Source organism: Pseudomonas meliae, assembly GCF_001400515.1.
Taxonomy (GTDB): Bacteria; Pseudomonadota; Gammaproteobacteria; order Pseudomonadales; family Pseudomonadaceae; genus Aquipseudomonas; species Aquipseudomonas amygdali.
The window spans coordinates 1-23481 of sequence record NZ_LJQT01000222.1; the positions used below are offsets into that span (position 1 = coordinate 1).

General features: G+C 58.7%; 24 protein-coding genes and 1 other RNA gene. 19 read left to right on the forward strand and 6 right to left on the reverse strand.

Going from position 1 to position 23481, the window contains the following annotated elements:
- Positions 1 to 45 precede the first annotated feature (45 nt).
- Positions 46 to 492 carry a YhcB family protein gene (locus ALO64_RS09785; RefSeq protein WP_005733418.1) on the reverse strand — a complete coding sequence of 149 codons (447 nt, stop codon included), beginning with the start codon at positions 490 to 492 and terminating at the stop codon, positions 46 to 48.
- A gap of 145 nt (positions 493 to 637) precedes the next feature.
- Between ALO64_RS09785 and ALO64_RS09790 the strand changes: the two genes are divergently transcribed.
- From ALO64_RS09790 to zapE, 3 genes are all read left to right on the forward strand, one after another.
- A complete protein-coding gene (locus tag ALO64_RS09790) occupies positions 638 to 1267 on the forward strand; it encodes an alpha/beta hydrolase (protein WP_044343923.1) in 630 nt (209 codons plus the stop codon).
- Positions 1268 to 1306: 39 nt separating this feature from the next.
- On the forward strand, positions 1307 to 2656 hold the full coding sequence (locus tag ALO64_RS09795; RefSeq protein WP_044343924.1) for a tryptophan--tRNA ligase: 1350 nt from the start codon (positions 1307 to 1309) through the stop codon (positions 2654 to 2656).
- A gap of 62 nt (positions 2657 to 2718) precedes the next feature.
- Positions 2719 to 3813, forward strand: coding sequence for a cell division protein ZapE (gene zapE, locus ALO64_RS09800; protein ID WP_002555066.1), 1095 nt, complete (start codon positions 2719 to 2721; stop codon positions 3811 to 3813).
- A 58-nt stretch (positions 3814 to 3871) separates the two neighbouring features.
- Here the strand turns inward: zapE and ALO64_RS09805 are convergent, their stop codons facing one another.
- Complete coding sequence (locus ALO64_RS09805) at positions 3872 to 4750, reverse strand: GlxA family transcriptional regulator (RefSeq protein WP_161794685.1); 879 nt, start codon at positions 4748 to 4750, stop codon at positions 3872 to 3874.
- A gap of 488 nt (positions 4751 to 5238) precedes the next feature.
- Between ALO64_RS09805 and rplM the strand changes: the two genes are divergently transcribed.
- The 4 genes from rplM (at position 5239) to ALO64_RS09825 (ending at position 7401) form a co-directional block, all read left to right on the forward strand.
- The gene (gene rplM, locus ALO64_RS09810) at positions 5239 to 5667 is read left to right on the forward strand and encodes a 50S ribosomal protein L13 (protein ID WP_002555065.1); all 429 of its coding nucleotides are present in this window, start codon (positions 5239 to 5241) and stop codon (positions 5665 to 5667) included.
- A gap of 14 nt (positions 5668 to 5681) precedes the next feature.
- A complete protein-coding gene (rpsI, locus tag ALO64_RS09815) occupies positions 5682 to 6074 on the forward strand; it encodes a 30S ribosomal protein S9 (protein WP_044343925.1) in 393 nt (130 codons plus the stop codon).
- Positions 6075 to 6355: 281 nt separating this feature from the next.
- Positions 6356 to 6973 carry a glutathione S-transferase N-terminal domain-containing protein gene (locus ALO64_RS09820; protein ID WP_044343926.1) on the forward strand — a complete coding sequence of 206 codons (618 nt, stop codon included), beginning with the start codon at positions 6356 to 6358 and terminating at the stop codon, positions 6971 to 6973.
- A 17-nt stretch (positions 6974 to 6990) separates the two neighbouring features.
- Positions 6991 to 7401 (forward strand): ClpXP protease specificity-enhancing factor, encoded by a 411-nt coding sequence (locus ALO64_RS09825; RefSeq protein ID WP_005733421.1) that lies wholly within the window; start codon positions 6991 to 6993, stop codon positions 7399 to 7401.
- Between the two features lie 60 nt (positions 7402 to 7461).
- On the opposite strand, the gene ALO64_RS09830 is transcribed toward ALO64_RS09825, so the two are convergent.
- From ALO64_RS09830 to ALO64_RS09845, 4 genes are all read right to left on the reverse strand, one after another.
- The gene (locus ALO64_RS09830; protein WP_002555060.1) at positions 7462 to 8040 is read right to left on the reverse strand and encodes a BON domain-containing protein; all 579 of its coding nucleotides are present in this window, start codon (positions 8038 to 8040) and stop codon (positions 7462 to 7464) included.
- Positions 8037 to 8630, reverse strand: coding sequence for a phosphoheptose isomerase (locus ALO64_RS09835; RefSeq protein ID WP_002555059.1), 594 nt, complete (start codon positions 8628 to 8630; stop codon positions 8037 to 8039). The genes ALO64_RS09830 and ALO64_RS09835 overlap by 4 nt, the downstream gene beginning before the upstream one ends.
- A 169-nt stretch (positions 8631 to 8799) precedes the next feature.
- Positions 8800 to 9171: a YraN family protein gene (locus ALO64_RS09840; RefSeq protein ID WP_005745001.1), complete on the reverse strand. Its 372-nt coding sequence runs from the start codon at positions 9169 to 9171 to the stop codon at positions 8800 to 8802.
- The gene (locus ALO64_RS09845; protein ID WP_044343927.1) at positions 9171 to 10985 is read right to left on the reverse strand and encodes a penicillin-binding protein activator; all 1815 of its coding nucleotides are present in this window, start codon (positions 10983 to 10985) and stop codon (positions 9171 to 9173) included. Before ALO64_RS09845 ends, ALO64_RS09840 begins: the two co-directional genes overlap by 1 nt.
- A 281-nt stretch (positions 10986 to 11266) precedes the next feature.
- On the opposite strand from ALO64_RS09845, the gene rsmI reads away from it, so the two are divergent.
- From rsmI to ALO64_RS26265, 12 genes are all read left to right on the forward strand, one after another.
- Complete coding sequence (gene rsmI, locus ALO64_RS09850; RefSeq protein ID WP_044343928.1) at positions 11267 to 12136, forward strand: 16S rRNA (cytidine(1402)-2'-O)-methyltransferase; 870 nt, start codon at positions 11267 to 11269, stop codon at positions 12134 to 12136.
- Positions 12137 to 12233: 97 nt separating this feature from the next.
- Positions 12234 to 12591, forward strand: an RNA gene (gene rnpB / locus ALO64_RS10010) — RNase P RNA component class A.
- Between the two features lie 307 nt (positions 12592 to 12898).
- A complete protein-coding gene (gene mraZ, locus ALO64_RS09855) occupies positions 12899 to 13354 on the forward strand; it encodes a division/cell wall cluster transcriptional repressor MraZ (RefSeq protein WP_002555055.1) in 456 nt (151 codons plus the stop codon).
- Between the two features lie 2 nt (positions 13355 to 13356).
- Entirely contained in the window at positions 13357 to 14298 is a 942-nt protein-coding gene (gene rsmH / locus ALO64_RS09860) for a 16S rRNA (cytosine(1402)-N(4))-methyltransferase RsmH (protein WP_002555054.1), read from the forward strand.
- The gene (gene ftsL, locus ALO64_RS09865; RefSeq protein ID WP_002555053.1) at positions 14295 to 14588 is read left to right on the forward strand and encodes a cell division protein FtsL; all 294 of its coding nucleotides are present in this window, start codon (positions 14295 to 14297) and stop codon (positions 14586 to 14588) included. Before rsmH ends, ftsL begins: the two co-directional genes overlap by 4 nt.
- Entirely contained in the window at positions 14588 to 16315 is a 1728-nt protein-coding gene (locus ALO64_RS09870; RefSeq protein WP_004666184.1) for a peptidoglycan D,D-transpeptidase FtsI family protein, read from the forward strand. Before ftsL ends, ALO64_RS09870 begins: the two co-directional genes overlap by 1 nt.
- Positions 16315 to 17778, forward strand: a complete 1464-nt coding sequence (locus ALO64_RS09875; protein ID WP_044343929.1) for a UDP-N-acetylmuramoyl-L-alanyl-D-glutamate--2,6-diaminopimelate ligase — start codon at positions 16315 to 16317, stop codon at positions 17776 to 17778. Before ALO64_RS09870 ends, ALO64_RS09875 begins: the two co-directional genes overlap by 1 nt.
- Positions 17771 to 19141, forward strand: coding sequence for a UDP-N-acetylmuramoyl-tripeptide--D-alanyl-D-alanine ligase (locus ALO64_RS09880; RefSeq protein WP_005733427.1), 1371 nt, complete (start codon positions 17771 to 17773; stop codon positions 19139 to 19141). The genes ALO64_RS09875 and ALO64_RS09880 overlap by 8 nt, the downstream gene beginning before the upstream one ends.
- Positions 19141 to 20223, forward strand: a complete 1083-nt coding sequence (gene mraY, locus ALO64_RS09885; protein ID WP_002555049.1) for a phospho-N-acetylmuramoyl-pentapeptide-transferase — start codon at positions 19141 to 19143, stop codon at positions 20221 to 20223. The genes ALO64_RS09880 and mraY overlap by 1 nt, the downstream gene beginning before the upstream one ends.
- A gap of 5 nt (positions 20224 to 20228) precedes the next feature.
- Positions 20229 to 21575, forward strand: coding sequence for a UDP-N-acetylmuramoyl-L-alanine--D-glutamate ligase (murD, locus tag ALO64_RS09890; protein ID WP_044343930.1), 1347 nt, complete (start codon positions 20229 to 20231; stop codon positions 21573 to 21575).
- Positions 21572 to 22786: a putative lipid II flippase FtsW gene (gene ftsW / locus ALO64_RS09895; RefSeq protein WP_002555047.1), complete on the forward strand. Its 1215-nt coding sequence runs from the start codon at positions 21572 to 21574 to the stop codon at positions 22784 to 22786. The genes murD and ftsW overlap by 4 nt, the downstream gene beginning before the upstream one ends.
- Positions 22776 to 23481 (forward strand): UDP-N-acetylglucosamine--N-acetylmuramyl-(pentapeptide) pyrophosphoryl-undecaprenol N-acetylglucosamine transferase (locus ALO64_RS26265; RefSeq protein WP_235804988.1); only part of this gene is annotated, 706 nt, incomplete at its 3' end. The genes ftsW and ALO64_RS26265, both read left to right, overlap by 11 nt.

The following is a 23481-nucleotide window of genomic DNA, read 5'->3' on the forward strand; positions in this document are numbered from 1 at the left end:
TCCCGCCATTCATTCCAAATGGCGGGCTCTTTCACGACCAGTCGCTTACGGCTTTTTCAACCCGTAATGCTCGTCGAGCATGCCTGGAGCGTTCGGGCTCTTGGGCGCGTAATCCTTCGGTGTCTCGGTATCACGCGGCGGGGTCAGGCGGTCGCGATGATCGCGGTGCGCATGGTTTGCCTCCGGGTGCAGCGCAGCCAGCAGGCGTTGGCGGGTCAGCTCGTCGAGAGCCAGACGGTTGGCACCCTCGGCAAGGTGTTCCTGAACATCCTGATAGCTCTGTGAAAGCTTCTGTACCAGATTGGCCGTGCTGTTGAAGTGCGTGACTACCTCGTTCTGATAGGTGTCGAAGCGCTCCTGAATGTTGTCCAGCTGGCGCTGGGTGCTGTTCGGAACGGTGTTGGGCAGCAGGCGTGCTACCAGAAAACCAATGACGACACCGGCCACCAGGGCGAGCGTCGGCAACAACCAGACTAAGAGCGAGTGTTCCACGAGTCCTTCCTCTATAAACGGCTTTGCTTTACGTTAACGGCTGGAACCTGCGCTGTATACCCGCGACGTATCGTTGATATGCAAGCCGCAGACAATCAGCTAGACGAGTCGACCCATTTCGAGGTCACGGAGTTCTGTTTTGCTCATGCGTGAAACCCCATTATTTATCGATGGCCCAGAAGGCCAGCTCGAAGCGCTGTATCAGGATGTACCTGACGCCCGAGGCGTTGCACTGATCTGCCATCCTAACCCGATACAGGGCGGAACGATGCTCAATAAAGTCGTTTCGACGTTGCAGCGTACCGCAAGGGATCAAGGTCTGATCACCTTACGCTTCAATTATCGCGGTGTCGGTGCCAGTGCCGGTACGTCGGTCGCCGGGCCAGATGAGATCGATGATGCCCAGGCTGCTGCCAAGTGGCTACGCGCGCAACATCCTGATCTGCCCATGACCCTGTTCGGTTTTTCTTTCGGTGGCTACGTTGCCGCCAACCTGGGCGGTCGCCTCGAAGGGCAGGGCGAAAAACTGACGCATTTGTTTCTGATTGCAGCAGCGGCCTCGCGGCTCAAGGATCAAAGCGTCTTGCCGCAAGCCTGCCCGCTGACGATCATTCAGCCAGAAGACGATGAAGTGATCGATCCCGAAACGGTCTATGAATGGTCGGTCGCGCTGCAACGCCCCCATGAGCTGCTGAAAGTGGCAGAATGCGGACACTTTTTTCACGGCAAGCTGACCGATCTGAAAGATCTGCTTCTGCCGCGACTTTCCAACTGATTGCAGCCCGTATTGCATCCTTTAGATAAGCGACCTGCCATGACCACTCGTATCCTGACCGGTATCACGACCACCGGCACTCCCCATCTGGGTAACTACGCGGGCGCGATTCGCCCGGCCATTGTCGCCAGCCGTCAGAGCGATTTCGACTCGTTCTACTTTCTGGCCGACTACCACGCGTTGATCAAATGCGATGACCCGCTGCGCATTCAGCGCTCGCGTCTGGAAATCGCTGCGACCTGGCTGGCAGCTGGCCTTGATGTTGATCGTGTGACCTTCTATCGCCAGTCGGACATTCCAGAGATCCCGGAACTGACCTGGCTGCTTACCTGCGTGGCGGCCAAGGGCCTGCTTAACCGCGCGCACGCCTACAAGGCATCAGTGGACAAGAACGTCGAAGGTGGCGAGGACCCGGATGCTGGCATCACCATGGGGCTGTACAGCTATCCGGTACTGATGGCCGCTGACATTCTGATGTTCAATGCGCATCAGGTTCCTGTGGGGCGCGACCAGATCCAGCACGTTGAAATGGCCCGCGACATCGGCCAGCGGTTCAATCACCTGTTTGGCAATGGCAAGGAATTCTTTGTCATGCCCGAGGCCTTGATCGAAGAGAGCGTCGCCACGCTACCCGGTCTGGACGGGCGCAAGATGTCGAAAAGCTACGACAACACCATTCCGTTGTTCAGCAGCGCCAAGGAGATGAAAAGCGCCATATCGCGCATCGTCACCGACTCGCGCGCGCCGGGTGAAGCGAAGGATCCGGACACCTCGCACCTGTTCACCCTGTATCAAGCGTTTTCGACGGCAGAGCAGTGCGCTGAATTCCGTTCCGATCTATTGCAGGGGCTGGGCTGGGGCGAAGCGAAGAATCGTCTGTTCACCTTGCTGGATGCGCAATTGAGCGAGCCCCGTGAAAAATATCTGAGGCTGATCGAGCGTCCTGCCGGTCTCGAAGATATCCTGCTCGCCGGCGCGCAGAAGGCACGCCGGGTTGCCACGCCGTTTCTGGAGGAACTGCGTGAGGCGGTGGGCCTGCGCTCGTTCCGCGCCACGGTGCAAAACGCCGATACCGGCAAGAAAAAGGCTACCAAGGGCGCGCGTTTCGTCAGCTTCCGTGAAGACGACGGCAGCTTCCGTTTCCGCCTGCTGGCCGCCGATGGCGAGCAGCTGCTGTTGTCGCGCAATTTTGCCGACGGCAAGGCGGCCGGCATCGCCAGCAAGCAGTTGCAGCAGGGTGGTGAGCTGGATCTGCGCAGTGAAGCCAATGGTTTCACGCTGTGGCTGGACGGCGAGTGTGTAGCCGATAGCCCGGAGTTCGCCGATGCCATCGCGCGCGACAACGCGATTCAAACCCTTAAGCTGGCACTTGCTCCTCAACAGGACTGATTGCCAATCCCCGGGGTCGTCGCTACAGTGACGACCCGTTTTTGTTGCCTTGCTAACGAATTATGACGCCCCTAGAACGATATCAATCTGATCTGAAACGCCCGGACTTCTTTCACGATGCCGCGCAGGAAAACGCTGTGCGCCATTTGCAGCGCCTGTATGACGATCTGGTTGCCGCTCACGACAGCAAGCCCGGCCTGTTCGGCAAGCTGTTTGGCAAGAAAGAGCCGACCCTGGTCAAGGGTTTGTACTTCTGGGGGGGCGTGGGCCGTGGCAAGACCTACCTGGTCGACACGTTCTTTGACGCGCTGCCGTTTCAGGACAAGGTCCGTACGCACTTCCACCGCTTCATGAAGCGCGTGCACGAAGAGATGAAGACCCTCAAGGGCGAACGAAATCCGCTGACGATCATCGCCAAGCGTTTTTCCGACGAGGCACGGGTTATCTGTTTCGACGAGTTCTTTGTTTCCGACATCACCGATGCCATGATTCTGGGCACGCTGATGGAAGAACTGTTCAAAAATGGCGTAACGCTGGTGGCAACCTCCAACATCGTTCCGGACGGTTTGTACAAGGACGGCCTGCAACGCGCGCGTTTCCTGCCTGCAATTGCGCTGATCAAACAGAACACCGACATCGTCAACGTCGACAGCGGCGTCGATTACCGTCTGCGTCACCTGGAACAGGCTGAGCTGTTTCACTTCCCGCTTAACGAAGTTGCGCAGGAAAGCCTGCGCAAAAGCTTCAAGGCCCTGACCCCGGATTGCGCCGAAACCATCGAAAACGATGTGTTGATGATCGAAAACCGCGAGATCCGTGCCCTGCGTACCTGTGATGATGTGGCCTGGTTCGACTTCCGCGAGCTGTGCGACGGGCCACGCAGCCAGAACGACTACATCGAGCTGGGCAAGATATTTCATGCTGTGCTGATCAGTGGCGTCGAGCAGATGGACGTTTCTACCGACGACATCGCCCGACGTTTTATCAACATGGTCGACGAGTTCTACGATCGCAACGTCAAGCTGATCATTTCAGCCGAGGTTGAGTTGAAGGACCTGTACACCGGTGGCCGGTTGATGTTCGAGTTTCAACGCACCCTGAGCCGTCTGCTGGAAATGCAATCCCACGAATTCCTCTCGCGGGCGCACAAGCCCTAGCAGCGACTGCAAGCGGCGAGTTTCAAGCTGCACGCTTGAAGCTCGCCCATGCTGCAGCTCACAGCTTTTGCTGCCGGTACTGGTTGGGCGACAGCTCGGTGTGTTGGCGAAACAGCCGGGCGAAGAAGCTGGCGTCGTCATAGCCCACCTCGTAGCTGATGGTCTTGATGCTTTTGCGAGACCCTGACAGCAATCCCTTTGCCGTTTCGATCCGCAGCCGTTGCAGGTAATGCAGCGGCTTGTCACCGGTTGCGGTCTGAAAGCGGCGCATGAAATTGCGAATGCTCATACCGTGCTCTCGGGCCACATCTTCAAAGCGGAACTTGTCGGCAAAGTGCTCTTCCAGCCAGTGCTGAATCTGCAGGATCACCACGTCCTGATGCAGTTTCTGTCCGCCAAAGCCTATGCGGCCCGGTGAGTAGGTGCGGCGTACCTCGTAAAGAATATCGCGGGCCACGGCCTGCGCGACGTTGGCACCGCAGAACCGCTCGATCAGGTAGATGTAGAGGTCGCACGCTGACGTCGTGCCCCCTGCGCAGTACACGTTATCGGCGTCAGTCAGGTGCTTTTCCTGGTTGAGCAGCACCTTGGGGTAGCGTTCGGCAAATGCACCGAAGAAGCGCCAGTAGGTAGTCGCTTCCTTGCCGTCGAGCAATCCTGCCTCGGCAAGCCAGTAGACCCCGGTGGCTTCGGCGCAGAGTACGGCACCGTTGGCGTGTTGCTCACGCAGCCAGGGCAGGATCTGCGGGTAGCGTTCGCACAGTGTTTCAAAATCATCCCAAAAGGCCGGGATAACGATGATGTCGCTTTGGCACAGCGCGCCGTCGACTGGCAATGTGACGTCGCTGAAGCTGCTGACGGAGAGTCCGTCCGGGCTGACGAGGCGGGTTTCGAAAGCGGGGACCAGGCCATGTCCCAGTTGTTTGCTGTAGCGCAGGCCTGCATGACCGTCGAGGCAAACATCTTGTCGGTGGTCAGAATGCTTACGCGGCGCAGCAGAGTAGCGTGTTGGATCGGCATAATCGTTATTCTTATATGGGTAAATGGTCAAGCAACGGCTGGATCGTCTTATTTTTTGTCGGGTGTGTCCAGCCTCCTCATGCCAGGATCTCTGCGAGAGGTGCGCATGATGGCTTTGTGCTAAGCGGGTAAATATCCGCCAATCCACGCCTCGCAGGCAATAAACAGAATGTGAACAAAAAATCCGGTTGAGGTTATTTTTACAGTCTGTACAATACGCCAGCTCTTTGCAGTGGAAGTGATGCGCCGTCTGCCGAAGAATCTTGCCGTATAACGGACGCGCTGACCCGAGCCCCCGATAGCGTCTGTTTCCGGCTGCCTTTGACTTGTCAAAGTACGCACTATTCAGTAAGATCCGCCGTCTAATTTTCAGGGCGGCCCCTGAGGCTACTGAGGCTATAAAGAATGAAAACTTTTACTGCTAAACCGGAAACAGTTAAGCGCGACTGGTTCGTCGTCGACGCTGCTGGTCAGACCCTGGGTCGTCTGGCCACCGAAATCGCGAGCCGTCTGCGTGGCAAGCACAAACCGGAATACACTCCGCACGTTGATACCGGCGACTACATCGTCGTGATCAATGCCGAGCAGATCCGCGTTACTGGTGCCAAAACCACCGACAAGATCTACTACTCACACTCCGGTTTTCCGGGCGGGATCAAGTCGATCAACTTCGAAAAGCTGATCGCCAAAGCTCCTGAGCGCGTGATCGAGACCGCGGTCAAAGGCATGCTGCCTAAGAACCCGCTGGGTCGCGACATGTATCGTAAGCTGAAAGTCTATGCGGGCGCTGTACACCCTCATACTGCTCAGCAGCCCCAAGAACTGAAGTTTTAACGGAATAGTTCATTATGTCGGCGACTCAAAATTACGGCACTGGCCGTCGCAAGACCGCAACCGCTCGCGTTTTCCTGCGTCCGGGTACTGGTAACATCTCGATCAACAACCGCTCCCTGGACAATTTCTTCGACCGCGAAACTGCCCGCATGGTAGTTCGTCAGCCGCTGGAACTGACCGAGACAGTTGAAAAGTTCGACATCTACGTCACCGTTATCGGTGGCGGTGTAAGTGGTCAGGCTGGCGCAATCCGCCACGGTATCACTCGCGCTCTGATGCAATACGACGAGACTCTGCGTGGCGCTCTGCGTAAAGCAGGCTTCGTGACTCGCGATGCTCGTGAAGTTGAACGTAAGAAAGTCGGTCTGCGTAAAGCGCGTAAGCGTCCGCAGTACTCGAAGCGTTAATTCGTTCTTCGTTCAAAGAAAGAACGTCCATCCCCTCGCGGGGCTGGGCGTTTTTTTATGGGTGTGATTTTTGCGGTCGAGGTGTTTTTAAGTTGGGCGTGTCACGTCGATATTGCGAGATTTATAAGCCTGTCGGCGAAGATTACAGAATTTACATCGCGTAAATGAGCTATCTTGTGGCCCGCGACGAACACCTGTCCTGTTGCGTTCATTATCGGATGCGCCCTTAAGGCGTATTCGTTCGTCTGTCCGATAAATTTTAACAAGCGAGGAGGATCGCCATGGGCGTGACCAACCGGTTGGCCTGCTACTCCGACCCCGCCGACCACTATTCTCATCGTGTGCGTATTGTGCTCGCCGAGAAGGGTGTCAGCGCCGAAATCATTGAGGTTGTGGCAGCTCGTCATCCGCCGCAGCTGATTGAAGTAAATCCGTATGGCAGCTTGCCGACTCTTGTTGATCGTGACCTGGCGTTGTACGAGTCGACGGTGGTGATGGAATACCTGGATGAGCGCTATCCTCATCCGCCCTTGCTGCCTGTCTATCCCGTGGCCCGCGCCAACAGCCGTCTGCTGATCCATCGCATCCAGCGAGACTGGTGTGGCCTTGTGGACCTGATCCTTGATACGCGCAGCAAAGAGCCTGCTCGTGTTCAGGCGCGCAAGGAGCTTCGTGAAAGTCTGACCGGGGTTTCACCGTTGTTCGCGGAAAAAGCTTTTTTCATGAGCGACGAGCTAAGTCTTGTTGACTGCTGTCTACTCCCCATACTCTGGCGTTTGCCAATTTTGGGTATTGAATTGCCGCGGCCTGCCAAGCCGTTGCTTGATTACATGGAGCGCCAATTTGCGCGTGAGGCTTTTCAGGCGAGTCTGTCTGCTGCCGAACGTGAAATGCGCTAAGGCTTAAGGAGCCGTTAATGAACTCCAGTCGCCCTTATCTTGTTCGCGCTCTCTATGAGTGGATCGTCGATAACGATTGCACCCCGCACGTGCTGGTCAATGCGGATTACCCCTCGGTGCAGGTCCCGCAAGGGTTTGCCAATGACGGGCAGATTGTCCTGAATGTTTCGCCAAGTGCGGTGCGTCATCTGCATATGGATAACGAGGCCGTCAGCTTCGAAGGCCGCTTCGGCGGTGTGCCACACACGCTTTATGTGCCTGTAGCTGCCATCCTGGGCATTTATGCCCGTGAGAACGGTCAGGGTATGGTTTTCGATCTGGAGCCTTCCATGGACGATGGTGAGGAAATCGAGATCGAAGATGATACTCCGCCCGACAGCGAGCCACCGCGCCCGAGTGGCCGGCCGAGTCTGAAGGTCGTGAAGTAAAAAATGCGCAATAAAAAAGGCGATCTCCGGATCGCCTTTTTATTGCCTGCCGGTGCCCCGTCAGTCGATGTACTCAAACAGTTTGACGATCTTCTGCACGCCGGAGACGCCCTGTACCAGGTTGGTGGCGCGATTGGCTTCATCCTGAGTCACCAGACCCAGCAGGAACACAATACCATTCTCGGTCACCACCTTGATGCGCGAGCCGGGGATGGATGCGTCGGCAATCATCTGGCTTTTGATCTTGGTGGTCAGCCAGGCATCGTTGTTACGCGCCAGCAGCGAAGAGGGCGCCATGACCTGCAACTCGTTGTTGACCTTCTTGACGCGCTGGACCGAGCTGGCGGCCTGTTCGGCAATTGCCTTGAGGTCGGCGCGGGGTGTCTGGCCAGCCAGCAGCACGATGCCGTTGAAGCTGGTCACAACGATGTGCGAGCCTTCTGCGAGATCAGGGTTGGCTTTAGAAATGTTGACGGCTGCCTTGGTCTCGATCAGCGAGTCATCGATCTTGCTGCCGAAGGTGCGGGTGCCGCGATCATCTTCGATCGGCTTGTCGCGAGTGGCCGTGATCACCGAGCTGCATCCGGTGACGCTCAGGCACAGTGTCAGAACCAATAGGCTGAGACGATTAGGGGTCATTCTTCACTCCCGAACAGTTGGCTGTCGATCAAATCGCAAAGGCAATGGATCGCCAGCAGATGGACTTCTTGTATGCGTGCCGTGACATTGGCAGGTACGCGGATCTCCACGTCCTCGGGCAATAGCAGGGAAGCCATGCCGCCACCGTCGCGTCCCGTCAATGCTACGACAATCATTTCGCGATCATGTGCGGCCTGGATGGCCTGAATAATATTTGCCGAGTTACCGCTGGTGGAAATGGCCAGCAGCACATCACCTGGCTGGCCCAGTGCGCGGATCTGCTTGGAAAAGATTTCGTTGTAGCTGTAATCGTTGGCAATCGAGGTAATCGTCGAGCTGTCGGTTGTCAGGGCGATGGCTGGCAGGCTCGGCCGCTCGCGCTCGAAACGGTTGAGCAGTTCCGAGGAAAAGTGCTGTGCATCGCCAGCCGATCCGCCGTTGCCGCACGCGAGCATCTTGCCCTCGTTGAGCAGGGCATTGACCATGACCTGACTGGCTTGCTCGATATAGGGCGCAAGGACTTCCATCGACTGTTGCTTGGTTTCGATGCTGGCCTGGAACAGCCGGCGAATTCGGGATTGCATGTCCATCAATGTGACCTTAATTAGAGCGTACGGCGGCGGGACGGATGCGCCGGGTTCTCCCGGGAGCTATCCGGCACACAAGGTGTGCAGCCGGCAAAACAAATAGCGAAATCGGTGAGCGTAGAAGCTATTGCAGATCATCAGCACGGCGGAGCTGCTTTGCTCGAGCGCAAGGTCAGCTGTCAAAAGCACTCTTGATCCAGTTCAGCGGTGCAGCGTTGCCAGGCTGGCCTTCAATGGCGATCACGTCGAAACGGCAGGGGTGACTGGCCCAGTCTGTTGCTTGCTGCAGAAAAAGCTGTGCGGCAGTGACAAGTTTTGCCTGCTTGCGAAAATCAACGCTTTCCGTAGCGCCACCCCAGCCTGAATGGCGCCGGTAGCGAACTTCGACGAATACTACTGTATCGCCGTCAAGCATGACTAGATCAAGCTCGCCGCGTTTGCATAACCAGTTTTGTTCAATCAGGTGCAGCCCCTGTTGTTGCAAAAACTGCAGGGCGAAGGCTTCAGCCTCGCGCCCTGCCTGTTGGCGGCTGCTGCGTGGCATCAAGGCGCTGTGTCCGGCAGGCGTTGGATCTTGCCGTCGACGAACTCCGCCCATGGCAGCTGGCGCTCGACGCGACGGCCAGGGTTGATGCTCAGGCTGCCCGACAGGCCATCGATGCGGCTGTCAGGCATCGCCTTTAGTTGCGCAAGGCGTGGGGCCAGGCGGTAGGCGTCGATGCCCATTGCGTACAGGCGGCCAAGGCTGCCAGCAGCTTGTGGCCATTGCGCGGTGACTTGCTGGCGCAGTGGGTCTTCAGCGTTCAACAGCCATGGCGTCTCGCAGAAGCGCACACCGTTGAGGTCCATGTACTGCGCATGATCGTTGCTGTTGGTGAACAGGTGCGAGGTGGCGTAGACCGGAACATCGCCTGCGTACTGGAAAACCATGGTTGGCTTGATCTGCTGCGCTTGTTGCGGCGTCGCGGCGAGGAACATGAAGTCAATGTCCTGGCGACGGCTTGGCTGCGCGGCTACCTGAGTGCCGGCAGTGCTCTGCAGGCGCTGGGCGCGGCCTTCACTGTTGCGCAACTGGAACAGATCGGCGACCTGTTGTGCCAGTTCTACGGGCTGGTCAACGTGCTCGGCTGCGATCAGCGTACCGCCCTTGGCCTGCCAGCTCTTGCGGAAGGCATCCAGTACGCGGTCGCCCCATTCGCCTTTCGGCACCATTGCTACAGCGCTGCGCTTGCCATCGGCCCAGGCGCGACGTGCAACTTCGCGGGCTTCGTCTTCGGCAGCCAGACCAAACTGATACAGCTGAGCGGGGCCTTCGTTGCTGGTGTCGCTGTAGTTCAGCGCCAGGGTAGTGATCGGAAGCTGCTGACGGCTGTTCAACTGTTTGACGAGGTTCTTCTCCAGCGGACCTACGACCAGCTGTACGCCAGCGGCCTGGGCCTGACGGTAGAACTCATCCATCGAGGTGACGCGCGAGCTGTCGAACACCTGGATGGCGGGTGGATTCTGTCCTGCTTGTTGTGCCTGGAAGTGCGCGGCCATGAAGCCTTCGCGCAACGCTTTGGCAACGGCGGCCAGTTGACCATCCTGCGGCAGCAGCAGAGCGATTTTGGTCATCGGCTCGCTGGTCAGGGCGCGCAGTTGGGCGAGGGCGGTAGGCAGTTGCAGCGCTGCCGGGTGTTTCGGGTTCTGGGCTTTCCAGTTGTCGATGGCCGCCTGTTGCTGCTCAAGTGTGCCTGCGCCTTTGATCGAGCGGGCCAGATTCAGCCAGCCGCCCATATCGCCGCTGGCGGTACTTTGCAGCTGCTCGGCCGGCAGAGCGGAGACCAGCGTCCAGATTGCATCATTGTTGGCGCTGGCCTCTGCGCCTTGGAGCAGAGGGCCGGCGAATACTCGCTCATTGACGGCCGCCAGGGCCTGGCCATCGGCCTCCAGGGCGCGCGCCTTGACCATATGGGTGCGAACCTGCTGCTCGACCGACAGTTCGCCCAGGCGTTGCATGCTCGGGTGGTTCAGTGCGGTCAGTGCTGCCTTGGGCTGATTGCGGCCCATCGCCAGCTCTGCGGACAATGTGCTGGCGAAAACCTGCAGTCCGGGTTTGAGTTGATCGATTTGCACCTGTCCGAGGATCTGCGCAGCGCGTCCTGCGTCATTCTGGCGGGCGGCCAGGTCGGCTGCACTCAAGCGCAGCGTTGCAGCCTGCTCGGGGGTTTTGGCTGTGGCGGCCTGATCAAGCAACTGCTCGATGCTGGCGTCAGGGGTTCGAGGCAGCTCGCCAAGGCTGGACGAGGGCGAGCTGGCACAGGCTGCGAGAAGGGCAGCGAGGCAGAGGGCAGAGAGCAGCCGCAGACAAGCGATCATTGGTATGTTCCTGGAACTCGAGCGAATTAACGGGGAATTGTACCCAAGCGCTGGCCGGGGTGCGATGTCGAAGGTGTTTAAAGCCGTGATATTGGTCGCGTTAGGGTCATCTGGCGGCCAAATCGTTCAATTCGAGGGGGCTGCGTTGTGTTGTGTCCGGCCTTGATCATGTATTTATTCCTTTTTTATCGGCATCCCTGATGCGCGAACCGCTCGGCCGTGCTTCAGCCTGTACAATGCATTCTTTCCAAGTATCAGCTTTAACCTGTGAGGTTTGCGTTTTGACTGTTCCGGTTGTTTCGAATTCCACTCCGGGCTCGCTTTATGTAGTGGCGACTCCTATCGGCAATCTGGACGACATGAGCGTGCGGGCATTGAAGGTGTTGCGTGAGGTCGCGCTGATTGCGGCTGAAGACACGCGCCATTCTGCACGGCTGATGCAGCACTTCGGGATATCCACTCCGCTGGCCGCCTGTCACGAGCATAACGAACGTGATGAGGGTAGTCGGTTCATAATGCGTCTGCTGGCTGGCGATGATGTGGCGCTGATTTCCGACGCGGGCACGCCGCTGATCTCTGATCCCGGTTATCACCTGGTACGTCAGGCGCGTGCTGTAGGTGTACCGGTTGTGCCCGTGCCGGGCGCTTGCGCCCTGATCGCCGCTCTTTCTGCGGCCGGACTGCCTTCGGACCGATTCATTTTCGAGGGCTTTCTTCCCGCCAAGGCTGCAGGGCGCAAGGCAAAGCTTGAGCGAGTAAAGGAAGAGCCGCGCACGCTTATTTATTATGAAGCGCCGCACCGGATTCTTGAGTGTCTGCAGGACATGGAGCAGGTCTTCGGTGCCGACCGTCAGGCCTTGCTGGCACGTGAAATAACCAAAACTTTTGAAACGCTCAAGGGTCTGCCTTTGGGTGAGCTGCGGGCTTTTGTCGAGGCTGACAGTAATCAGCAGCGTGGCGAATGCGTGGTGCTGATAGCCGGCTGGACGCCACCCGAGGACGATGATGTCATTGGTGAGGAGGCGCGCCGCATACTGGATTTACTGCTTGCAGAGATGCCTCTCAAGCGCGCCGCAGCCTTGGCAGCCGAAATAACCGGCGTGCGCAAGAACCTGCTTTATCAGGTGGCACTGGAGAAACAGAAGGAATGATGGGTTGCCTTTAAAGGGGTGGATAACGGGGACAAGTGCGCCCCACGTGCTATTAAAGCTTGTTCTTGAAGGCATGTGCCGCTAACCTTGGCGGCGGAGAGTCGATTGGACAGTCGCTGCCTCTTGTTGTTCCGCAACAGGGGGGGGAGGAAAGTCCGGGCTCCATAGGGCGGAGTGCCAGGTAACGCCTGGGAGGCGTGAGCCTACGGAAAGTGCCACAGAAAATAACCGCCTAAGCACTTCGGTGCCGGTAAGGGTGAAAAGGTGCGGTAAGAGCGCACCGCACGTCTGGTAACAGTTCGTGGCAAGGTAAACCCCACTCGGAGCAAGACCAAATAGGGTTCCTAGGCGTGGCCCGCGCTGGAACCGGGTAGGTTGCTAAAGACGTCCAGTGATGGCCGTCGTAGAGGAATGACTGTTCTCGACAGAACCCGGCTTACAGATCGACTCTCCACCTTTTTTCTCACCCTTCGTTTCAAGCAGCAAAACCCTCTCGTAATACCAAAAAAATCTTACAGTTCATAAATCACATTAACTTTGAATCGCAACGATTTGAGTTTTGTGGGATTTATCTGTCAGATCGTTCGTAAAATTACCCTTTTATACCCAATACCTCCCCTAAATCTCCGAAATGTAAGGGTTTTCCTTAAGACCGTGCCTTGACGGTGTGGTGGGCGCGTTCCTATAGTGTGCACAAGTGGCAGAAAGTGGCACGAAGTGGGTTTTTTCAGCGCAAAAAGCTAAAATTCGGAGAATGCGCCTGTGTTCCGTGGTGCCAACGCGATCAATCTCGATGCCAAGGGCCGTCTCGCTATGCCGAGCCGGTACCGTGACGAGTTGGATTCGCGTAGTGCCGGGCAACTTATCGTGACCATTGATGCCGTTGATCCCTGTCTTTGCCTGTATCCGCTTTCCGAATGGGAGCTGATAGAGGCAAAACTTCGTGATCTGGCGACGTTTCGTGAAGAGAACCGTCGTCTGCAAAGGCTTTTGATTGGTAATGCTGTCGATCTGGAACTCGATGGCAGCGGGCGTTTTCTGGTTCCGCCACGCTTGCGCGAATACGCCAGGCTGGACAAGCGCGTAATGCTGGTGGGCCAGCTCAACAAGTTTCAACTGTGGGACGAGGACGCCTGGAACGCTCTTGCTGATGCTGACCTGGCTGCCATTCAAAAACCTGGCGCTATGCCCGACGAATTACGTGATTTGATCCTGTGACTATGAACAGCGGCTTTACCCACATCACCGTGCTGCTTGAAGAAGCCGTGGAGGCTCTCGCGGTGCGTGCCGATGGCTGCTATCTGGACGGCACGTTCGGACGTGGCGGGCATAGTCGTCTGATATTGAGCCAGCTTGGCCCTGATGGTCGGCTTCTTGGGTTCGACAAGGACCCTCAAGCGATTGCCACAGGGCAAGCGCTAGCGGCCGAAGACGGCCGCTTTGTCATTGTGCAGCGCAGCTTTGCCGAATTGGGATCCGAGGCTCAGGAACGCGGTTTGGCGGGCAAGGTCAGCGGTATTCTGCTGGATCTGGGCGTTTCGTCCCCGCAGCTGGATGACCCCGAGCGCGGCTTCAGTTTCATGAACGACGGCCCGCTGGACATGCGCATGGACCCAACCCGTGGCGTGAGCGCTGCCGAGTTCATCGCGACTGCACCCGCTGAAGAAATTGCCCGCGTATTCAAGGAATACGGCGAAGAGCGGTTTGCCAAGCGCATGGCTAATGCGGTCGTCGCGCGCCGTGAAGTCCAGCCTTTCGAGCGTACCGCTGATCTGGCAGAAGTGCTCAAGGTCGCCAACCCTGCCTGGGAGAAGGGCAAGAATCCTGCAACGCGAGCCTTTCAAGGGCTGCGTATTCACGTGAACAACGAGCTGGGTGATCTGGAAGCCGGTCTTGAAGCCGCACTGGATGCCCTTGAAGTCGGTGGTCGCCTCGTCGTCATCAGTTTTCACTCGCTGGAAGACCGTATCGTCAAATTGTTCATGCGCAAGCTCGCCAAGGGCGAAGCCGACAACATGCCACGCAATCTGCCGATCCAGTTCAAACCGTTCGAACCGAAAATCAAAATTCACGGCAAGGCTCAATTCGCCTCGGATACCGAAACCAAAGCCAACCCGCGTTCGCGCAGCGCTGTCATGCGCGTAGCGGAGAAGCTCAGGTGAGCCGTCTGTTTCTGAAACCTTTGCCCGGCGGCAGCTTCATTATGCTGCTGCTGTTCATTGCTGTCCTGATTTCAGCGATTGGCGTTTCCTATAGCGCACATTGGAATCGTCAACTGCTCAACTCGCTGTACTCGGAAATGAGCGTGCGCGACAAGGCGCAGGCAGAGTGGGGCCGGCTGATCCTTGAGCAGAGCACCTGGACTGCGCACAGCCGCATCGAGAATCTGGCCACCGAACAGCTGAAAATGCGCATTCCAAGCGCTGCCGAAGTGCGGATGGTGGCGCCATGATGAAACTTGAAGGCGCGCTTTATCCGTGGCGTTTTCGCGTGGTCGTGGGGCTGCTGGTGTCCCTTGTGCTCGCCATTTGCTGGCGCATCGTTGACCTGCAGGTTATCGACCACACCTTTCTCAAGGAGCAGGGCGATGCCCGCAGCCTGCGGCATATTCCGATTCCGGCTCACCGTGGCCTGATCACCGACCGCAACGGCGAGCCGCTTGCCGTGAGTACTCCGGTGACGACGCTGTGGGCCAACCCGCGCGAAATGCAACAGGACAAGTCCAAGTGGCCGATGCTCGCAGCGGCTACCGGGCAGGATCTGAAAGCGTTGACTGATCGCCTGGAATCGCAATCCACCAAGGAATTTATCTACCTTGTTCGTGGCATGACGCCGGAGCAGGGCCAGGCAGCACTGGATCTGAAAGTCCCTGGCGTTTACGGCATCGAAGAGTTCCGCCGTTTCTACCCGGCAGGGGATGTTACCGCGCACATGGTTGGTTTTACCGACCTTGATGACCACGGTCGCGAAGGTGTCGAGTTGGCTTATGACGACTGGCTTGCGGGAGTGCCCGGCAAGCGTCAGGTTATCAAGGACCGGCGCGGCCGACTGATCAAGGATGTTCAGGTGACCAAGAATGCCAAGGCCGGAAAGACCTTGGCTTTGTCTATTGACCTGCGTCTGCAATACCTGGCAACCCGTGAACTGCGCAACGCCATCGTGGAAAACGAGGCCAAGGCAGGCAGCATGGTGATCATGGACGTCAAGACCGGTGAAGTTTTGGCGATGGTCAATCAGCCGACCTATAACCCTAACAATCGCCGCACTATGGTGCCTGCTGCCATGCGCAACCGGGCAATCATTGACGTGTTCGAGCCGGGCTCGACCATGAAACCGATCTCCATGACTGCAGCGCTGGACAGTGGCCGCTGGAAGCCCACCGATAAGGTCGAGGTTTATCCAGGCACACTGCAGATCGGTAAGTACACGATTCGTGACGTGACCAAGACCGAGGGCCCGATCCTCGATCTGACCGGCATCCTGATCAACTCCAGTAACGTTGGCATGAGCAAGGTCGCGTTCGATGTGGGCGGCGAAGCGATCTTCCGTGCCATGCAACGCGTTGGTTTTGGTCAGTACACCGGCCTCGGCTTCCCTGGCGAGCGCGTTGGCAACCTGCCCAACTATCGCGAGTGGCGCAAGGCCGAGACCGCCACGCTGTCCTATGGCTACGGTCTGTCAGTTACCGCTTTGCAATTGGTACACGCCTATGGCGCGCTGGCCAATAACGGCCGCATCGTGCCACTGACCATTTTGAAAACGGATAAAGAGCCGGAATCGACCCAGGCCATTCCCGAGAAAACCGCCAAGACTTTGCAGGGCATGTTGCAGCAGGTTATCGAAGACCCGCGCGGCGTTTATCGCGCCCGTGTGCCGTCCTATCACGTCGGCGGCAAGAGCGGTACGGCGCGTAAGACGTCGATCGGCACCAAGGGCTATGCGGAGAACTCCTATCGCTCCCTGTTCGCCGGTTTCGGACCGATGAGTAACCCGCGTTATGCCATCGTCGTGGTCATCGACGAGCCGAGCAAGGGCGGTTACTACGGTGGTCTGGTTTCGGCTCCGGTATTCAGCAAGGTCATGTCCGGTACGTTGCGTCTGATGAACGTCACGCCTGACAACCTTGCCCCACCGGAACAAGTCAATGCAGCACCGGCAGCCAAAGGAGGGCGTGGTTGATGGCCTTTAATCTGAGCAAGATTTTCGCTCACACCGATCGCGACCCCTTGATTCGCGAGTTGACTCTCGACAGCCGCAATGTCCGTCCGGGTGATCTGTTTCTGGCCGTGCCGGGTATCAAGGTCGATGGCCGTGCGCATATTGCCGACGCGCTCAAGCGTGGCGCTGCGGCTGTGGCTTACGAAGTAGAAGGCTCGACCGTTCTGCCGATCACCGACGTGCCGCTGATCCCGGTCAAGGGGCTCGCCGCGCAGTTGTCCGATATTGCCGGCCGCTTCTACGGCGATCCGAGCCGCAGCCTGAATCTGGTAGGCGTTACCGGCACCAACGGCAAGACCAGCGTCACTCAACTGGTTGCCCAGGCGCTTGATGCACTGGGTCAGCACTGCGGCATCGTCGGCACGCTGGGCACAGGCTTCTACGGCGCGTTGCAAAGCGGCCGTCATACCACGCCCGACCCGATAGCCGTTCAGGCGACGCTGACCGACCTGAAAAAGGCCGGTGCGCGCGCAGTGGCAATGGAAGTGTCGTCTCATGGGCTGGATCAAGGGCGGGCGACGGCGCTGGCGTTTGATGTGGCGGTGCTGACCAATCTGTCCCGTGATCACCTGGATTATCACGGCACCATGGAAGCGTACGCTGCCGCCAAGGCCAAGCTGTTTGCGTGGTCCAACCTGAAATGCCGGGTAATCAACCTGGATGATGCTTTCGGTCGTGAATTGGCCGGTATCAAGCAAGAGTCGCGGTTGATCACCTATAGCCAGCTGGACAGCTCGGCCTACCTGTATTGCCGCGATGCGAAATTCGATGACGATGGCGTGCGCGCTACGCTGGTCACGCCTCAGGGCGAGCACTTCCTGCGCAGCAGCCTGCTGGGTCGCTTCAACCTGAGCAACGTGCTGTCTGCGGTGGGGGCTTTGCTGGGCCTGGATTACGCGCTGGACGAAATTCTCAAGGTGTTGCCGAAACTCGAAGGCCCGGTCGGGCGCATGCAGCGTCTGGGCGGTGCCGACAAGCCGCTGGTGGTTGTCGACTATGCGCATACTCCGGATGCGCTGGAAAAAGTCCTCGAAGCACTGCGCCCGCACGCCAAAGGCCGCCTGTTGTGCCTGTTCGGCTGCGGCGGTGATCGTGATCGCGGCAAGCGTCCGCTGATGGCTGAAGTGGTCGAACGCCTGGCCGACGGGGTGTGGGTCACCGACGACAACCCGCGCTCCGAATCGCCAGCCAGTATTTTTGACGATATCCGCCCTGGCTTCGCTGCTGCTGACAAGGTGCGCTTCATCGAAGGTCGCGGCCAGGCCATTGCCGAGTTGATCGCCAGCGCCAATGCCGATGATGTCGTAGTCCTGGCCGGTAAAGGGCATGAGGATTATCAGGAGATCGACGGTCAGCGCCATCCGTTCTCTGACCTGCAAGAAGCTGCCAAGGCGCTTGCTGCGTGGGGGGCTGCGAATGATTAAGTCAATGACATTCAGCGAACTGGTCGTGCCGCTTGACGCCCGCCTGGTCGCTGGCGACTGCAGCTTTGACGGTGTGAGCACCGACAGCCGTGGTATCCAGCCGGGCCAGCTGTTCGTGGCCCTGACCGGGCCGCGCTTCGACGGCCATGAGTACCTTGAGCAGGTGGCTGCCAAAGGTGCGGTCGGTGCTCTGGTCGAGCGCGAAGTGCAGGGCGCAAGCCTGCCGCAACTGGTCGTGCTCGATACCCGCAAGGCGCTCGCGCAATTGGGCGCAATGAACCGCAATGCGTTCATCGACAAGCCGGTTGCAGCGATGACCGGTTCCAGCGGCAAGACCACGGTCAAGGAAATGCTCGCGAGCATCCTGCGTACGCGCGGCACTGTGCTGGCCACTCGTGGCAATCTGAACAACGAGCTGGGCGTGCCATTGACGTTACTGGAGCTGGCTCCCGAGCACAGTGCGGCGGTCATCGAACTGGGCGCATCGCGGGTGGGCGAAATTGCCTTCACCGTGAGCCTGACCAAGCCACACGTTGCCATCATTACCAACGCTGGAACCGCCCATGTCGGCGAGTTTGGCGGGCCGGACAAAATTGTCGAAGCCAAGGGCGAGATTCTGGAAGGACTCAATGCCAGCGGCACCGCGGTGCTGAATCTGGAGGACAAGGCTTTCCCTGTCTGGCGCAAGCGTGCCGGCAATCGCAACATTCTGACCTTCGCACTGGCTGACCCTGCGGCGGATCTGCACGCCAGCGACCTTAGTAATGATGCCCGCGGCTGCCCAGGCTTCACCATCAACAGCCCGCTCGGCGTCGCCCAGGTTCAGTTGAATCTGTTGGGCGCGCATAACGTGACCAACGCCCTGGCGGCCGCGGCTGCAGCCTGCGCACTGGGCGTGACGCTGGAAGGCATTGTCGCGGGCTTGAACAACGTGCAGCCGGTCAAGGGCCGTGCGGTTGTGCAAATCGCCAGCAACGGCACGCGCGTCATTGATGACACCTATAACGCCAACCCTGCCTCGATCAACGCAGCCGTCGACATCCTTACCGGTTTTACCGGTCGTACCGTGCTGGTGCTGGGCGATATCGGCGAGCTGGGCGAGTGGGCCGAACAAGGCCATCGCGACGTAGGGGCCTATGCCGCTGGCAAGGTCTCGGCGCTGTATGCCGTCGGCCCGTTGATGACTCATGCCGTCAGCGCCTTTGGTGAACATGCGTACCACTTTGCCAGTCAGGCAGAGCTGATCGCGGCGCTGGGCGCCGAGCAGGACCCTAATACCACTTTACTGATCAAGGGCTCGCGTAGCGCTGCGATGGAAAACGTCGTGGCTGCCTTGTGCGGTTCTAGCCTGGAGAAACATTAATGCTGCTGCTGTTGGCCGAGTTCTTACAACAGTTCTACAAAGGCTTCGCGGTCTTTCAGTACCTGTCCTTGCGCGGGATCCTTGGTGTGCTCACTGCGCTGACACTGTCGCTGTGCCTGGGCCCCTGGATGATTCGTACCTTGCAGATGCGCCAGATCGGCCAGTCGGTCCGCAACGACGGTCCGCAGTCGCACTTGTCCAAATCTGGTACGCCGACCATGGGCGGCGCGCTGATCCTCTCGTCCATTGGCATCAGTACGCTGTTGTGGGCTGACCTGAGCAATCGTTACGTTTGGGTTGTGTTGCTGGTGACACTGCTGTTCGGGGCCATCGGCTGGGTCGATGACTACCGCAAAGTGATCGAAAAGAACTCGCGTGGCCTGCCGAGCCGCTGGAAGTATTTCTGGCAGTCGGTATTCGGCCTCTGTGCAGCGATCTTCCTTTATACGACTGCACCGTCGGCTACCGAAACCACGCTGATCGTGCCGATGCTCAAGGATGTGCGCATTCCGTTGGGTATCGGTTTCATCGTGCTGACCTATTTCGTGATCGTCGGCTCCAGTAACGCAGTCAACCTGACTGACGGCCTGGACGGTCTGGCGATCATGCCGACGGTGATGGTCGGCGGTGCGCTGGGCATATTTTGCTACCTGTCGGGTAACGTGAAGTTTGCTGAATACCTGCTGATTCCCTACGTACCGGGGGCAGGTGAGCTGATTGTCTTCTCTGGTGCACTGATTGGCGCGGGACTGGGTTTTCTCTGGTTCAACACCTATCCGGCGCAGGTATTCATGGGCGACGTCGGTGCGCTGGCGCTGGGCGCTGCACTGGGCACCATGGCCGTGATCGTGCGTCAGGAAATTGTCCTGTTCATCATGGGCGGCGTGTTCGTGATGGAAACCCTTTCAGTGGTCATTCAGGTTGCGTCTTTCAAACTCACCGGTCGCCGCGTGTTCCGCATGGCGCCGATTCACCACCACTTTGAACTCAAAGGCTGGCCCGAGCCACGCGTGATCGTCCGTTTCTGGATCATCACCGTGATTCTGGTGCTCATTGGCCTTGCCACACTGAAACTGAGGTAGAACGAGTGTCCCTGATCGTCTCCGACCGCTTCCGCATTGTTGTGGGGCTTGGCAAAAGTGGCATGTCCCTGGTTCGCTTCCTGGCGAACCGGGGCGTGTCCTTTGCCGTGGCCGACACGCGGGAGAATCCTCCTGAGCTGGCGACCTTGCGTCGTGACTATCCGCAGGTGGAAGTGCGTTGTGGCGAGCTGGACGTGGATTTCCTCTGCCGTGCCGACGAGTTGTACGTCAGCCCCGGTCTGGCGCTTGCCACACCGGCCTTGCAGCAGGCGCGCGCGCGCGGCGTCAAGCTGTCCGGTGACATCGAGCTGTTCGCGCGTTACGCGAAGGCGCCGGTCATTGCCATTACCGGTTCGAATGCGAAAAGCACGGTGACAACGCTGGTGGGCGAAATGGCCGTCGCTGCCGGAAAACGCGTTGCTGTTGGGGGCAACCTTGGCACTCCGGCGCTGGACCTGCTCAGCGACGATGTCGAACTGTACGTAATGGAGCTGTCCAGCTTTCAGCTCGAAACCACCGACCAGCTCAACGCTGAAGTGGCAACCGTGCTGAACATCAGCGAAGACCATATGGACCGCTACAGCGGCCTGCCGGCTTACCACCTTGCCAAGCACTGGATTTTCCGTGGCGCGCGGCAAGTGGTGGTCAATCGTCAGGATGCCCTGTCCCGTCCGCTGATTGGTGAAGGCCTGCCTTGCTGGACGTTCGGTCTCAACAAGCCTGATTTCCACGGCTTTGGTCTGCGTGAAGAAAACGGCGAAAAATACCTGGCGTTCCAGTTCGAAAACCTGATGCCGGTACGTGAGCTGAAAGTTCGTGGTGCTCACAATCAGGCCAACGCCCTTGCTGCATTGGCGCTTGGGCATGCGGTTGGCCTGCCGTTCGATGCGATGCTTGCAAGCCTGCGCGAATTCACCGGCCTGGAGCATCGCTGCCAGTGGCTGCGTGAGCATGACGGCGTTCATTACTACAACGACTCCAAGGCCACCAACGTCGGTGCCGCACTGGCTGCCATCGAAGGTCTGGGTTCGGATATCGACGGCAAGCTGGTGCTGATCGCTGGCGGCGATGGCAAAGGCGCTGACTTCAGCGCATTGCGTGCGCCAGTCGCTGAGCATTGCCGCGCTGCGGTGTTACTGGGCCGCGACGCCGAGCTGATTGCCCAGGCATTGGGTGATGCCGTTCCTCTGGTGCGTGTCGACACCGTCCAGGCTGCTGTCGAGCACAGTGCAAAGCTGGCGCAGCGGGGCGATGCGGTATTGCTTTCGCCTGCATGCGCCAGCCTGGACATGTTCAAGAATTATGAAGAGCGCGGACGTGTGTTCGCGCAGGCAGTGGAGTGCTTGTCATGATCTTCGGTGTGATCAAGCCTTATCCATCGCCACTGATCAGCGGGCGCGGCATTGACCTCGACTTCCCGATGCTGGTCGGCTGTCTGGCGTTGCTGGGACTTGGGCTGGTAATGATTACTTCCGCCTCGTCGGAAGTTGCTGCAGTTCAGTCGGGCAACACGCTGTACATGATGACCCGCCACCTGGTTTATCTGTTGATCGGTCTGGGTGCCTGCGGCGTGACCATGATGATCCCGGTCGCCACCTGGCAACGTCTGGGCTGGATGATGCTGCTCGGCGCGTTCGGCCTGTTGCTGCTGGTACTGGTGCCGGGAATCGGGCGCGAGGTGAACGGTTCGATGCGCTGGATCGGCTTCGGCGCGTTCAACGTGCAGCCGTCGGAAATCGCCAAGGTATTCGTTGTGATCTTCCTTGCCGGCTATCTGATTCGTCAGCAGCAGGAAGTTCGCGAAAGCTGGATGGGCTTTTTCAAGCCGTTCATCGTGCTGTTGCCGATGGCAGGTCTGCTGCTCATGGAGCCTGACTTCGGTGCGACCGTAGTAATGATGGGCTCGGCCGCAGCCATGCTGTTTCTCGGTGGTGTCGGTCTGTTCCGCTTCTCGCTGATGGTGGTTCTGGCTGTGGCGTCGGTCGTTGTTCTGGTCCAGGCACAGCCTTACCGGATGGCGCGTCTGACCAACTTTACCGACCCGTGGGCCGACCAGTTCGGTTCCGGTTATCAATTGACCCAGGCGCTGATCGCCTTCGGTCGTGGCGAATGGTTCGGTGTCGGGCTGGGCAACAGTGTGCAGAAACAGTTCTATCTGCCGGAAGCGCACACCGACTTCGTGTTCTCGGTGCTTGCAGAAGAGCTGGGCGTGGTGGGGTCGCTGATCACCGTCGCACTGTTTCTGTTCGTCAGTATTCGCGGCATGTACATCGGCATGTGGGCCGAGCGCGCCAAGCAGTTCTTCGGTGCCTATGTGGCCTACGGTCTATCGTTCCTGTGGATCGGCCAGTTCCTGATCAACATCGGTGTGAACGTCGGTCTGCTGCCGACCAAGGGTCTGACTCTGCCATTCCTCAGCTACGGCGGCAGCTCGCTGGTGATCTGCTGCGCGAGTCTTGGCCTGCTGCTGCGCATCGAGTGGGAATCGCGCAACAACATGGGCAGTGAAGAAGCCGAGTTCAAGGAAAGCGACTTCGCCGAGGAGACGCCCCATGGACGCTAATGTGCTGATCATGGCTGGCGGCACCGGCGGGCATGTATTCCCGGCGCTGGCCTGTGCGCGCGAGTTCCAGGCACGTGGCTACAAGGTCCATTGGCTGGGCACGCCGCGTGGTATCGAAAACGAACTGATGCCGCAGGCCAGTCTGACGCTGCACCTGATCAACGTTACCGGTCTGCGTGGCAAGGGCCGCTTGTCGCTGCTCAAGGCGCCGTTCATGTTGCTCAAGGCCCTGATGCAGGCACGCAAGGTTGTGCGTGAGGTGAAACCGGTCTGCGTGGTCGGCTTCGGTGGCTACGTCACCGGCCCTGGCGGTCTGGCGGCGAAGCTGGCAGGCGTACCGTTGATCATTCACGAGCAGAATGCCGTTGCCGGTACCGCCAACCGCAGTCTGGCCTCGTTCGCCAGCCGGGTGTGCGAAGCGTTCCCGAACACCTTTGCGGATTCATCCAAGCGTCGCACCACCGGCAACCCGGTGCGTGTCGAGCTGTTTCTGGAAACACCGCGTCAGGCTCTGGCCGGACGCAAGGCTCGTCTGCTGGTACTGGGCGGCAGCCTGGGCGCGGAGCCGTTGAACAAACTGCTGCCCGAGGCGCTGTCTCAGCTGCCTCAGGACATCCAGCCCGAAGTGTTTCATCAGTCGGGCAAGAATCATGACGCAGTCACCGCCGAGCGCTATCGCAACGTGGGCGTCGAGG

What these genes read in the sequence shown, in the direction of transcription:
- ALO64_RS09830 (WP_002555060.1), bottom strand. Translation starts at nt 8,040, where the DNA reads ATGACCCCTAATCGTCTCAGCCTATTGGTTCTGACACTGTGCCTGAGC.
- rplM (WP_002555065.1), top strand. Translation starts at nt 5,239, where the DNA reads ATGAAAACTTTTACTGCTAAACCGGAAACAGTTAAGCGCGACTGGTTC.
- ALO64_RS09845 (WP_044343927.1), bottom strand. Translation starts at nt 10,985, where the DNA reads ATGATCGCTTGTCTGCGGCTGCTCTCTGCCCTCTGCCTCGCTGCCCTT.
- ALO64_RS09820 (WP_044343926.1), top strand. Translation starts at nt 6,356, where the DNA reads ATGGGCGTGACCAACCGGTTGGCCTGCTACTCCGACCCCGCCGACCAC.
- ALO64_RS09880 (WP_005733427.1), top strand. Translation starts at nt 17,771, where the DNA reads ATGATTAAGTCAATGACATTCAGCGAACTGGTCGTGCCGCTTGACGCC.
- ALO64_RS09795 (WP_044343924.1), top strand. Translation starts at nt 1,307, where the DNA reads ATGACCACTCGTATCCTGACCGGTATCACGACCACCGGCACTCCCCAT.
- ALO64_RS09875 (WP_044343929.1), top strand. Translation starts at nt 16,315, where the DNA reads ATGGCCTTTAATCTGAGCAAGATTTTCGCTCACACCGATCGCGACCCC.
- ftsW (WP_002555047.1), top strand. Translation starts at nt 21,572, where the DNA reads ATGATCTTCGGTGTGATCAAGCCTTATCCATCGCCACTGATCAGCGGG.
- ALO64_RS09790 (WP_044343923.1), top strand. Translation starts at nt 638, where the DNA reads ATGCGTGAAACCCCATTATTTATCGATGGCCCAGAAGGCCAGCTCGAA.
- rpsI (WP_044343925.1), top strand. Translation starts at nt 5,682, where the DNA reads ATGTCGGCGACTCAAAATTACGGCACTGGCCGTCGCAAGACCGCAACC.
- ALO64_RS09840 (WP_005745001.1), bottom strand. Translation starts at nt 9,171, where the DNA reads ATGCCACGCAGCAGCCGCCAACAGGCAGGGCGCGAGGCTGAAGCCTTC.
- ALO64_RS09835 (WP_002555059.1), bottom strand. Translation starts at nt 8,630, where the DNA reads ATGGACATGCAATCCCGAATTCGCCGGCTGTTCCAGGCCAGCATCGAA.
- mraY (WP_002555049.1), top strand. Translation starts at nt 19,141, where the DNA reads ATGCTGCTGCTGTTGGCCGAGTTCTTACAACAGTTCTACAAAGGCTTC.
- zapE (WP_002555066.1), top strand. Translation starts at nt 2,719, where the DNA reads ATGACGCCCCTAGAACGATATCAATCTGATCTGAAACGCCCGGACTTC.
- rsmH (WP_002555054.1), top strand. Translation starts at nt 13,357, where the DNA reads ATGAACAGCGGCTTTACCCACATCACCGTGCTGCTTGAAGAAGCCGTG.
- ALO64_RS09825 (WP_005733421.1), top strand. Translation starts at nt 6,991, where the DNA reads ATGAACTCCAGTCGCCCTTATCTTGTTCGCGCTCTCTATGAGTGGATC.
- ALO64_RS09870 (WP_004666184.1), top strand. Translation starts at nt 14,588, where the DNA reads ATGAAACTTGAAGGCGCGCTTTATCCGTGGCGTTTTCGCGTGGTCGTG.